Raw genomic sequence first — 10,495 nt, 5'->3', positions numbered from 1 at the left:
TCACCTCGGCACCGCCATGCCTGAGATGCCGGTCGAGGACCGCGCCGCCGACACCTGGGAGCCCCTGATCGCCCTGGCCGACCTCGCCGGAGGTGTCTGGCCCGACATTGCCCGAGACGCGTGCATCACGTTGACCGAGACCCGCGACGCCAACGCCCAGACCACCCTGCAGACCCGTCTCCTGACCGACTGCAAGGCCGCGTTCGGTGACGCTGAGGCACTGCCGACCACGGTTCTTCTCGAACGGCTCCACGCGGACCCTGAGGCCCCCTGGGCGACCTACCAGAACGGCGGTCTGACCGCGATGAAGCTCGGATTCCTGCTGCGTGACTTCGACATCCGCTCCGACACCATCCGGTTCGCGGGCACTCAGGCCAAGGGGTACCGCCGCACCACGTTCGCCGACGCCTGGGCTCGCTACTGCACCACCCCAACCTGCGTCGTGTGCCACCTGCCGATGACCCACGACGACGGCACCCAAACCCACCCGACCTGTGACCCGGAGGAGGCCCACCGATGAGCACCGCAACGACGGGTATGGGGGCACAAGCCGTACCAGCCGTACCAGCCGTACCACGACGGTGTTTCCCCAGGTCGGACCGCGATTTCAGGTGGTACGGCTTGAAAAATCGGCCCGTACCAAAGCCGTACCAAATTTCCCAAGCCGTACCAGCCGTACCAAAGCCGTACCACCCCAAAACAGCATCTGACCAGCCTAAACACGTGTTCGGTACGGCTGGTACGGCTGGTACGACTTACCCCCTCCCAACCCGCTCGACCGACCGGAAGGACTCGAACCGATGAGTGGCAAGAAGGCTGTCGAGAAGCTCGAAAGGCTCTGGACGATCAGCGATGTGAGCGAGTACCTCGGCGTACCCGTCGCCACGCTCTACGCCTGGCGCTCTGCCGGGCGAGGCCCGGCCAGCCGCCGAGTCGGAAAGTACGTGCGCTACGTGCCGGACGAGGTCCGGGCGTGGGTGGAGGCCCTGCCGATCGGAGTTGCGTCTTGAGTAGGTACGAACGACTTGAGCCGGGGGAGCGCGCCGAGGTCTCGGCCACCCAGCAGGAGGACGGGCGCTGGCTGGCGATCCAGTACTACCGGGATCACTCGGGCGCTCCCCGGCGAGGAAAGGCGACCCGCAAGACGGAGACGGCCGCGAAGAAGGCCGCGCGGGCCAATGTCGATAAGGCCCTCGCGGTCGGTGGTGGGGTGTACAAGCCGAGCACTCGCTTCGAGGTCGCGGTGAGCGATTACCTCGAAGAGGTCAAGGACCTGGTCGAGCGTGGTTCGCGGTCGCCGACGACATACGACGCCTACGTGACCCACGCGGAGAAGCACGTCATTCCTGCCATCGGCGATCTGCGCCTCTCAGAGCTGACGACAGGACGGCTCGACGCATTCCTGACCAAGACCCACCGGACCAAGGGCTACTCAACGGCGAAGACCTGCCGGACCGTGCTCTCAGGAACATGCGGGCTGCTGATGCGCCGCGACGTCCTGCGGGTGAACCCCGTGCGCGACGTCGGCCGCATCGAGCAGGGCCGCAAGAAGGCCGCCCGGGCTTTGAGCGAGGAGGAGGTACACACCTTCCTCGACATGCTCGATGAGAGCGAGTACGCCACGCGGAAGGATCTGCCCGACCTGCTGCGCCTGCTGTTCGCGACCGGTGTCCGGATCGGTGAGGCGCTCGCGCTCCGCTGGTGTGACGTCAACCTGGCGACCGGCGTCATCGTCTTCGACGGGACGATCGTCTACGTGAAGGGCGTCGGCCTGGTCCGCAAGACGACCAAGTCGGTGACGTCCGATCGCATCCTCCAAGTGCCCGAGTGGTGTCGGTCGATGTTGGCTGACCGGTACGTCGGACAGGACCTCTCCGCGCCCGTCTTCCCGAACGCCGTTGGCACCTGGCGTGACCGGAGCAACGTCGGCCGCGATATCAGGAAGGTGCGGGGGAAGGTGTTCGGCTGGCTCACCTCTCACACCGCCCGGAAGACGGTGGCGACCGTGCTGGACGAGCGCGGGATGACGGCTCGCCAGATTGCCGACCAGCTCGGCCACGCGCGGCCCTCGATGACCCAGGACGTCTACATGGGTCGCAAGGTTGTGAATGGTGCCGTGCTGCACCTCGACGGCTTGTACCGGTCACAGTCGGAAGACGCTGTCTAATCTCCACTTCCAGTGGTCTCGGGAGCCGCGCCCTCGTTGGGACGCGGCTTCCGTATTGAGTCAACAAACTTGTTTATATCGCACTCGCCCTGAACTGGAGAATTCTTCTCTTGGTGGACCTCGGCGTTCGGGTATTTCTCGATGATGTTGCCGTATTTCTCATACTCGCTAGCGCACTGAATTGGGGCAGTTTCGTTGGGAATGGCCCAGTCGGTGATCGCGCCGCCAGCGCCGGTAGCTAGCGTGATCGCGCCTCCAGCGACCAATAATGCAATCGAGCGTTTGAATTCGCCCAAGCTATACCAGGCCACGGCTATCGCCACGCTCCCAACGCAATGCCGTCAGCTCTCGGTGAGTCATATCTCGTGCGGACTGCACGTTTGGAGGAATTGACACTTCGAGAAGTTCGGCCTCCGAGAATGCGCCGAGGTATCTCAGGAGGGTTACCGCTTCAATTAGCAGTTCTCCGTGCCTGGCCAGTGTGTGGGCGTCGCCGATCTCTACAAGGGTCCGGGCAAGTTCCTTGCTATGCACGGCGACGGAGATCGTTTGGTTCAGCCGCTCGCGAGTCAAGCGCTTCTTTCGAATATCTGCAAAGACGTAGTCGAAATACCCGAGGAGAGTGAGAAGTATTCCTGCTGCGGCGCCGAACCTAACCATCGGATTGTCCGCATAGGTTGATTGAAAGAAGACTCCAACAGCGGCAATCAAAATGGCGATCAGAACGACTCCTGGAAGATTAGCGGAGTTAGAAGATTCCCGCCGCTCGCGGATGTCGTCGCTTCCCCAATATTCGAGCCACGTCAACGCAGGGGAAAACAAGAAATGGAGCCACAGGCCCAGTGTAACTGCGGCTGTTATAGACCCGACCCCAATGGTGCTCGTGAATTCAAGGGCCGGGTCTATGACGCGGATCGTTGCTCCTGTTGACAGGACAGCAAGGATCGCAAGCAAGGCGAAGAGTACGCCGACGAATATGGCACGTCTGACCCGTCGAATTTTTCGAGGGGATTCGACTGGCGCTTCCGTGCCCCGATAGGCGTCGGAGTCTCTATGAAGGGCGTCGTAGAGGGATGTTGCTGGCGGTCGCGGCAGATCGACTGACATGAGAGCGCGCAACTTGGCCGCTTGGGCAGCGGCATTGGCCAGCGCGGCAGTTTGGGTTGACTCGCGATCCATGGTGGTCAGCATAGGACTGGGCAGCGGGCCTCGCTGGGGATCAGGCGAGGCGGTAGGAGTGGCGCCAGCGAGTCCGCAGGTTGTGGCCCCCGCGGTCAACATTGCTGCGGAGCGGATTGAGTGCCCGATTGAATGCCCGCGTCAAATCCAACGAATCGGCCCCCCACCTGTTTGTGCAGGTGAGGGGCCGATTTCCTGTACGCCATGTAGGACTTGAACCTACAACCCGCTGATTAAGAGTCAGCTGCTCTACCAATTGAGCTAATGGCGCATGTCATCCGGCCCGTCAGGCGCGCTCGGCGACGAGAAGAACATTAGCAGCGGGCTCGGATGCGCCCCAAATCGAGGCTGCGCTGGATCAACGGGGTCAGCGGAGCTCCAGGACGGCTTGGGCGGCGTTGTGGCCGCCGAGGCCGGAGACGGCGCCGCCGCGCACGGCACCCGAGCCGCACACGAGCACAGTGCCGACGTCGGTGGCGACGCCCCAGCGGGCGGCGGGAGTGGTCAGGTCGGCGTCGTCGGGGGCCCAGGGCCAGGCGAGGTCGCCGTGGAAGATGTGGCCGCCGGGCATGGCCAGGTCGGCCTCGATCTCCTGGGGGATCTTGGCCTCGATGCACGGCTCGCCATCCACAGTCCGGGCGACGACGGAGGAGATCGGGTCGAGCAGGTGGCGGTCCAGGGAGGCGATGGCGCGCTCGACCGCCTGGGCCTTGCGCTCCTCGCGCGTGGCCGGGTCCTCGAAGAGGGTCGCGGGTGCGTGCAGGCCGAAGTAGGTGAGGGTCTGGGTGCCGGGCGGGACGTCACCGAGGATGGAGGGGTCGGTCAGCGAGTGGCAGTAGACCTCGCCCGGCATCTCGGTCGGCACCGAGCCGGCGGCTGCTTCGGCGTACGCCTTCTCGAGTTCCGAGTAGGACTCGCCGAGGTGGAGGGTGCCGGCGAAGGCGACCTTCGGGTCCTCGCCGGAGCGCAGCCGGGGGAGGCGCTCGAGGAGCATGTTGATCTTGAGCTGGGCACCCACCGGCTTGTCGGAGGCGGAAGGGGTGCGGCCGAGGAGGCCGTCGAGGACGTACGGAGCCAGGCCGGAGAGGACGTAGTCGGTCGCCACGGTGTGGGAGCCGGAGGCGTCGGTCCAGGTGACCTCGGCGCCCTCGCCGACGGCACCACCGCGGATCGAGGTGACGGTCGCGCCGGTGAGGACCTGCGCGCCACCTGCGTACGCCGCCTTGGCGATCGCCCCGGTGACCGCGCCCATGCCGCCGACCGGGACCCGCCACTCGCCGGTCCCGTTGCCGATCAGGTGGTAGAGGAAGCAGCGGTTCTGGATCAGGCTCTCCTCGCCGAGGCCCGCGAAGGTGCCGATCAGGGCGTCGGTGGCGACCACGCCGCGGACCAGGTCGTTGCCGAAGCGGCGCTCGATCGCCTCTCCGAGCGGCCGCTCGACGATGTCACGCCAGATCGGCGCACCCACCTCCGAGCGGATCGCGGCACCGGTGGGAAGCGGAGAGGTGAGCGTGGGCGCGACGGCCCGGGCGAGGTCGGAGACCTCGTCGTAGAACGACTGCCACGCGGCGTACTCCTCGTCCGACCCGGTCACCGCGCGGAAGCTCGCCGCGGTCGCCTCGCCCTCGGGCGTCTCCACGAGGAGGCCGGTGGCCCGCGAACCGTCGAGGTAGGGGGAGTACGACGCGGTCTGCCGTGACGCGAGCTCGATGTCGAGCCCGAGGTCGGTGCGGATCTGCTCGGGGAGCAGCGAGACCAGGTAGGAGTAGCGCGAGAGCCGGGTCGGGAAGCCCTCGAACGCCTGCGCCGAGATCGCGGCACCCCCGACGTGGTCGAGCCGCTCGAGCACCAGGACCGAGAGGCCCGCCCGGCTGAGATAGGCCGCGGCGGTGAGGCCGTTGTGACCGCCGCCGGCTACCACTACGTCGTACTTCTCCTGTGCCATGGCCCCGATACTAGGAGGTGGCCAGAGCGGCGTTGGCCCGTTCGGTGAGGGTGGCCAGGACGCGCGCGGTCACGACCAGGTCCTCGGCCGGGATGTCGGCGAAGAACGACCTGGTCAGCGGCTGGACACGCTCGGTGATCTGCTGCTGGAGACGGTCACCCTCCTCGGTCAGGGTGAGGCCGTCGGCGATCAGGCCGCGGGCGATCGCGGCATCGAGATGCGACTCGACCTCGGCCGCGGAGATCTTGATGTTGTCGGCCGTCGCCGCGACCAGATCGGCACGCGAGGCGTCGCCCTGGCGCAGGTAGTTGAGCAGGAGCGACTGCTCGAAGGTCAGGTCGTGGTCGTCGAGCACGTTGAGGAGGTTCTTGCGCAGGGCGAAGTAGGCGACGCCCAGGTTGGCGCCGGTGAGTGGGGGCGTGGCAACGGTCATGATCAGTCTCCAGGTGTGGGATCGGTGTCGATGGGTGCGGCGAGCATCGCTTCGAGCGCTGCTTGCGCCTCGGCGGCGCGACGGCTGTTGCGGCCGCCGAGCGGTGCGGTGAGCTGGTCGAGCAGCCGCCCGGTCACCGCGATCGCCTTGCGGGTCACCGCGGTGCCCTCGGGCGTGATGACGAGGCGTACGGCTCGGGTGTCCTTGGTGTCGCGGACGCGCTCGATCCAGCCCCTCGTCTCGAGCTGTCGGGCGAGCTTGGAGACGTACATCGGCTCGAGCCCGGTGAGGTCGGCCAGCTGCTTCTGGGTCGGCGCCTCCGAGGCGCTGAGGCCGTGGAGGGAGGCGATGAGCGTGTACTGCGCATGGGTCAGCCCCAGGGGCGCGAGCGCTCTGTCCATCGACACCCGCAGACGCATGGCGAGGCGCCACGCGACGTATCCGATCGTCTGCTTCTTCATGAGAGAAACCGTACATGTTGATCATAAACATGTATAGCAATTAACGCTGTCGGTGGTGCCTGGCAGGATCGGGAGCATGGCTGAGCGTCCTGATGTCCCCGAGGCGATGGTGGTGCGGCTGAGGGAGATCCTCACCGCGTTCCCGAAGTGCCTCGAGGACGACGCCTGGGTCGGGGTGCGCTGGCGGGTCGGCCAGGCGACGATCGCGCACGTCTTCGGCGGGGAGGACCAGCTCTTCCGGATCGTGTTCCGGGGCGAGCCCGATGAGGTGGTGGCCTTCGAGCACCTCGGCCACCCCTACTTCAAGGCCGGCTGGGGCGGCAACGTGGTCGGGATGATCCTCGACGACGACACCGACTGGGACGAGGTCGCCGAGCTGCTGACCGACTCCTACTGCATCCAGGCTCCGGTCAAGCTGGCCGCTCTCGTCGAGCGTCCGGCCGTGACGACGGAGTAGGGTCCGCTCGTGCATGTCGAGCAGGTCAAGAGGTACGTCGCTTCCTCGCTGCTCTGCTCCGTCGTGATGCTGCACTCCCTGGCGATGGCCGCGCTCGGTGCGACCGGCGCCGACAAAGGTGGCGCGCGCGAGGGTCTTTTCGTGATCTCGGTGCTGCTCGGAGCGGGTGCAGTGGCCGGCGTACGTCTGATCAACAAGCTTCCGCTGGTCACGCCTTGGTTTCTCGTGGCGCCGGTGATTCCGGTCCTGGTCTACTACTTCGTGCTCTGGAAATAAACCCCGGGAGATATCGCCTGATTGGGACTTTAGACCCTAGGCCTTCGGCTGGGACTCCGGCATGTTGCCATGGTAAATCTGAAGCAACAGATTTACTCATGTCGGGAACAAGTTCATATGAAGGAGTTCGTGTGCGTCGTATGGCCATGCTGATCCTCGGGGGAGCCGTCGCGGCGGCCGGGGTCGGCTGCGGTTCGGACAGTTCCATCGACTACGGGTTCTACAGCAACAACCACGCTGAGAACCCCGCGATGGAGAAGAAGGTGATCACCGTCGACAGCACCGAGAGGATCCAGCAGAACCAGCAGCTCGGGTTGACGGCTGAGGGCACCATCAAGGGCGAGGCACCCGGAATCCTGTTGAGGGTGATCGTGCAGGACGTCTTCGAGACGTCGTTCACAGACGGCACCCCGACCCCGCCGGGGTCGCGTGTGATGGCCGTCGAGATCCAGGTCATCAACGCCGGGTCGAGGGTCTTCAACGACACTCCGGCCACCGGCACGACGGTCATCGATGCCTCGGGCAAGAAGTACAAGAGCCAGCCCAGCACGGTGACGGTCGACGGCGGCGAGGTGTTCCCGAATCCGTTCGGGCTGCAGCCGCGGGACCAGCGCACGGCCTTGGTGCCGTTCGTCGTTCCGGTCGGGGTGAACATCAAGCAGGTCGGGTTCCAGATCGACAAGGGCGGCGAGAGCGGCCTGTGGCGGGTTCCGTAAACCAGAACCTTTAAATCTGGATTCAGCACCAGCCTCCAGGCAACCTTCTGGCGGCATTACGCGTCACCATCTCTGTGGTGATGAGACGATGTGTCTTCTCGGACGTAATGCTGCGTGGTCAATTGGAGGTGTGGTGCGGGTCCGGGTCCTAGGCGCCGTCGAGTTGGTCTGTGACGACGGCACGGTGCAGAAACTGTCGCGTACGCGGCGGACTCTGCTCGCCCTGCTGGCGTCCGCGCGTGGGGCGCCGGTCTCGTCAGACCTCCTGGTCGATGAGCTGTGGAGAGGTTCACCCCCGGCAACGGGGGTGAACCTGCTTCACCAGCGCGTCCGTGACCTGCGCCGGGCGCTTGGCGAGGACCGCCGCCACCTGCAGAGCCGGGCGAACGGCTATGCGCTGGTCGGCGCGGACATCGACCAAGTTCGTTTCGAAGACCTGGTCGAGCAGGGCCGTGCCTCGATCGAGGCCGGAGACCACGAGCGGGCCAGCATGCTCTTCGATGCTGCGCTGGCGCTGTGGACCGGCGGTGCGTACGGCGCGGTCGGTGAGTCGCCGATGATCGCGACCGAGGCCGCGCGGCTCGAGGAGCTGCGGCTGGTCGCCGTCGAGTCCAGGGCCGCCGCTGACCTGGCGCTCGGCCGGCAGGCCGCCGTGGTCGGTGACCTGGGACCGGTCGTCCGGGCCAACCCGCTCCGCGAGGGCCTGTGGCTGCTGCTGATGACGGCGCTGTGGCATTCCGGCCGTACGGCGGAAGCCCTGGACGCCTACCAGCGACTCTTCCGCGTCCTGCGCGAGGAGCTCGGGGTCGAGCCGTCCAAGGACGTACGCGACCTGCAGCTGCGGATCCTCGAGGGAGACGATCCCGAGCCCGCGCCGGCACGGACGTACGAGGAGATCGTGCCGCGCCAGCTGCCGCCGGTCGTCTCCGCCTTCGCCGGCCGCGAGGACCATCTGACGATGCTGGACGAGCTGGTGGCGAAGGACGATGGCGGGGCTGTCGTGATCTCGGCGATCGCGGGCACGGCGGGGATCGGCAAGACGACCCTGGCGCTCTACTGGTCGCATCGGACCGCTACCCGTTTCCCGGACGGACAGGTGTTCGTGAACCTGCGCGGCTTCGACCCGTGCGACGCCCTCGATCCGCTGGATGCGCTCGGCGTGGTGCTCGAGGCGTTCGGGGTGGAGCGCTCCCGTCAGCCCCAGGACATCGACGGCCGGGCAGGGCTGCTCCGCAGCAAGCTCGCCGGCAAGCGGGTGCTGCTCGTGCTCGACAACGCCCGCGACAGCGAGCAGGTACGCAGCCTGATCCCCGGCAGCCCGGGGTGCGTGACCCTGGTGACCAGCCGAAACAGGCTCTCCGGCCTGGTCGCGGAGGCCGGCGCGAGACCGATGGAGCTGGGCCTGCTCGACGACGCCGAGGCCTATGAGCTGCTGGCCGGGCGGCTCGGCAAGGACCGACTCCTGGCCGAGCCGGAGGCCGTGGAGCGGATCATCGAGCTGTGCGCCTCGCTGCCCTTGACCCTGTCGGTCGTAGCCGCCCGGGCGGCGATCCGTCCGGCCTACTCCCTCGCCGACCTGGCCGAGGAGCTCGGCGAGTCCCGCCTCGACGGGTTCGGCGGCGGGCGGGGTGACCTCCGGGCGACCTTCTCGTGGTCGGTCCAGCACCTGCCCGATGCCGCGGCCGAGCTGTTCCGGCTGATCGGCCTGCATCCCGGGCCGACGCTCACCTGCGTGGCCGCGGCCAGCCTGGCCGGGATCTCCCGCGTGCGGGCCCGACGCCTGCTCGACGAGCTCACCGAGGCCAACCTGCTGACCGAGGTCGCGCCCGGTCGGTTCGTGCTGCACGACCTGCTCCGGGAGTACGCCGCCGACCTCGCCACCCACGAGCCCGACGAGGTCCGCGAGGCCGCCGAGCTGCGCATGATCGACCACTACGTCTTCAGCGCCCGGGCGGTGCACAGCGCCTACGACCCGCACCAGCGCCACCTCGATGCGCTGGAGCCGATGCTCGAGGGGGTCACCCCCGAGATCGTCGGAGACAGCGTCGAGGCACTGGCCTGGATCGGCAGCCAGCTGCCGGTGATCTCCCGGGTGATCGACGTCGCCGTCGCCCGCGGGATCGCACCCGATCGGATCGTGCTGCTCGTCGGCGCCCTCGAGCGCCTGCTCGACCTCCAGGGACGCTGGATCGAGCTCGCCGCGCTGGCCGAGGCCGCGCTCCCGGGTGTGCGCCGCAGCGTCTCCCAGGGCGGCGACCCTGCGGGGCTCGGAGTCATGCATCGCGCCGCCGGGGCGGCCTGCGGGCGGCTGGGCCGGGTCGACGACGCTCTCGAACACCTGGGCCGGGCCCTCGACCTGGCCATGGAGTCCGCCGACCTGGTGGGCGAAGGAAAGACCCTGCACCGGCTGGCCACGGTGGCCACGGCCTCCGGCGATCATGCCGGGGCTGCCGTGTACGCGGCTCGGGCGGCGGAGGTCTTCGCTCGCGCGGGCGACCCGATCCGGGCGGCCTGGACGACCGGGCGGCTGGGTCTCTACGAGGCCCTCAACGGTGCCTACGAGGCCGGGCTCCGCCACTGCGAGGCGGCGCTCGCGGAGCTGCGCCGGGTGGCGCCCGGCTACCGCAGCGAGGGCAACGTCATCGCCACCATCGGCTGGATCCACCAGCAGCTCGGCTCTGTCGACGAGGCTGCCGGTCACTTCGAGGAGGCCGTGACCAAGCTCCGTGCCGCCGGTGACCTGCCTGGTCTGGCCGACGCGCTCGGCCACCTGGCCGAAGCCCGCGCCGCCCTCGGCAAGGACGAGGACGCCCGCTGCGCGAGGGTCGAGTCGGCCTCGATCCTCGCGCAGCTGGGCTGAT

Annotated in this window: 12 protein-coding genes and 1 tRNA gene; 7 read left to right on the top strand and 6 right to left on the bottom strand. The window is 67.4% G+C overall.

Going from position 1 to position 10,495, the window contains the following annotated elements; genetic code table 11:
- The 3 genes from AB0F44_RS25340 to AB0F44_RS25330 form a co-directional block, all read left to right on the top strand.
- Window positions 1-520, top strand: a 520-nt coding sequence (locus tag AB0F44_RS25340) for a DUF3631 domain-containing protein (RefSeq protein WP_357359441.1), incomplete at its 5' end; no start/stop codon positions are given.
- A gap of 280 nt (window positions 521-800) precedes the next feature.
- Window positions 801-1,010, top strand: a complete 210-nt coding sequence (locus AB0F44_RS25335; protein WP_357359439.1) for a helix-turn-helix domain-containing protein — start codon at window positions 801-803, stop codon at window positions 1,008-1,010.
- Window positions 1,007-2,167, top strand: a complete 1,161-nt coding sequence (locus tag AB0F44_RS25330) for a tyrosine-type recombinase/integrase (RefSeq protein WP_357359437.1) — start codon at window positions 1,007-1,009, stop codon at window positions 2,165-2,167. The genes AB0F44_RS25335 and AB0F44_RS25330 overlap by 4 nt, the downstream gene beginning before the upstream one ends.
- Here the strand turns inward: AB0F44_RS25330 and AB0F44_RS25325 are convergent.
- The 6 genes from AB0F44_RS25325 to AB0F44_RS25300 form a co-directional block, all read right to left on the bottom strand.
- Window positions 2,164-2,490: a hypothetical protein gene (locus AB0F44_RS25325; RefSeq protein ID WP_357359435.1), complete on the bottom strand. Its 327-nt coding sequence runs from the start codon at window positions 2,488-2,490 to the stop codon at window positions 2,164-2,166. The two genes, AB0F44_RS25330 and AB0F44_RS25325, sit on opposite strands and share 4 nt — an antisense overlap.
- Window positions 2,465-3,346, bottom strand: coding sequence for a hypothetical protein (locus AB0F44_RS25320; protein ID WP_357359433.1), 882 nt, complete (start codon window positions 3,344-3,346; stop codon window positions 2,465-2,467). Before AB0F44_RS25320 ends, AB0F44_RS25325 begins: the two co-directional genes overlap by 26 nt.
- A 198-nt stretch (window positions 3,347-3,544) precedes the next feature.
- Window positions 3,545-3,617: transfer RNA gene (locus AB0F44_RS25315), tRNA-Lys, on the bottom strand.
- Window positions 3,618-3,713: 96 nt separating this feature from the next.
- Complete coding sequence (locus AB0F44_RS25310; protein WP_357359431.1) at window positions 3,714-5,291, bottom strand: NAD(P)/FAD-dependent oxidoreductase; 1,578 nt, start codon at window positions 5,289-5,291, stop codon at window positions 3,714-3,716.
- 10 nt (window positions 5,292-5,301) lie between these two features.
- Complete coding sequence (locus AB0F44_RS25305) at window positions 5,302-5,724, bottom strand: hypothetical protein (protein WP_357359429.1); 423 nt, start codon at window positions 5,722-5,724, stop codon at window positions 5,302-5,304.
- Window positions 5,725-5,726: 2 nt separating this feature from the next.
- Window positions 5,727-6,185 carry a MarR family transcriptional regulator gene (locus AB0F44_RS25300; RefSeq protein ID WP_357359427.1) on the bottom strand — a complete coding sequence of 153 codons (459 nt, stop codon included), beginning with the start codon at window positions 6,183-6,185 and terminating at the stop codon, window positions 5,727-5,729.
- Between the two features lie 76 nt (window positions 6,186-6,261).
- Here AB0F44_RS25300 and AB0F44_RS25295 point away from each other — a divergent pair, with 76 nt between their 5' ends.
- The 4 genes from AB0F44_RS25295 to AB0F44_RS25280 all read left to right on the top strand — a co-directional run bounded on the left by AB0F44_RS25295 (window position 6,262) and on the right by AB0F44_RS25280 (window position 10,494).
- Entirely contained in the window at window positions 6,262-6,642 is a 381-nt protein-coding gene (locus tag AB0F44_RS25295; RefSeq protein ID WP_357359425.1) for an MmcQ/YjbR family DNA-binding protein, read from the top strand.
- A 9-nt stretch (window positions 6,643-6,651) separates the two neighbouring features.
- Window positions 6,652-6,918 (top strand): transcriptional regulator, encoded by a 267-nt coding sequence (locus AB0F44_RS25290; protein WP_357359423.1) that lies wholly within the window; start codon window positions 6,652-6,654, stop codon window positions 6,916-6,918.
- Between the two features lie 131 nt (window positions 6,919-7,049).
- Window positions 7,050-7,634, top strand: a complete 585-nt coding sequence (locus AB0F44_RS25285) for a hypothetical protein (protein ID WP_357359421.1) — start codon at window positions 7,050-7,052, stop codon at window positions 7,632-7,634.
- Between the two features lie 88 nt (window positions 7,635-7,722).
- The gene (locus AB0F44_RS25280) at window positions 7,723-10,494 is read left to right on the top strand and encodes a BTAD domain-containing putative transcriptional regulator (RefSeq protein ID WP_357359419.1); all 2,772 of its coding nucleotides are present in this window, start codon (window positions 7,723-7,725) and stop codon (window positions 10,492-10,494) included.
- Window position 10,495: the final 1 nt, after the last annotated feature.

The sequence above is a fragment of the Nocardioides sp. NPDC023903 genome (genome assembly GCF_040639295.1).
In the GTDB taxonomy this organism is placed as follows: domain Bacteria; phylum Actinomycetota; class Actinomycetes; order Propionibacteriales; family Nocardioidaceae; genus Nocardioides.
The sequence above is the reverse complement of the archived record's forward strand: the minus strand, read 5'-3'. Positions and strand labels throughout refer to the sequence as shown.

Bases quoted from the DNA above. Each gene is read 5' to 3' on its own strand.
- AB0F44_RS25280 (WP_357359419.1), top strand. From the start codon at position 7,723: ATGTGTCTTCTCGGACGTAATGCTGCGTGGTCAATTGGAGGTGTGGTG.
- AB0F44_RS25295 (WP_357359425.1), top strand. From the start codon at position 6,262: ATGGCTGAGCGTCCTGATGTCCCCGAGGCGATGGTGGTGCGGCTGAGG.
- AB0F44_RS25310 (WP_357359431.1), bottom strand. From the start codon at position 5,291: ATGGCACAGGAGAAGTACGACGTAGTGGTAGCCGGCGGCGGTCACAAC.
- AB0F44_RS25305 (WP_357359429.1), bottom strand. From the start codon at position 5,724: ATGACCGTTGCCACGCCCCCACTCACCGGCGCCAACCTGGGCGTCGCC.
- AB0F44_RS25320 (WP_357359433.1), bottom strand. From the start codon at position 3,346: ATGGATCGCGAGTCAACCCAAACTGCCGCGCTGGCCAATGCCGCTGCC.
- AB0F44_RS25300 (WP_357359427.1), bottom strand. From the start codon at position 6,185: ATGAAGAAGCAGACGATCGGATACGTCGCGTGGCGCCTCGCCATGCGT.
- AB0F44_RS25335 (WP_357359439.1), top strand. From the start codon at position 801: ATGAGTGGCAAGAAGGCTGTCGAGAAGCTCGAAAGGCTCTGGACGATC.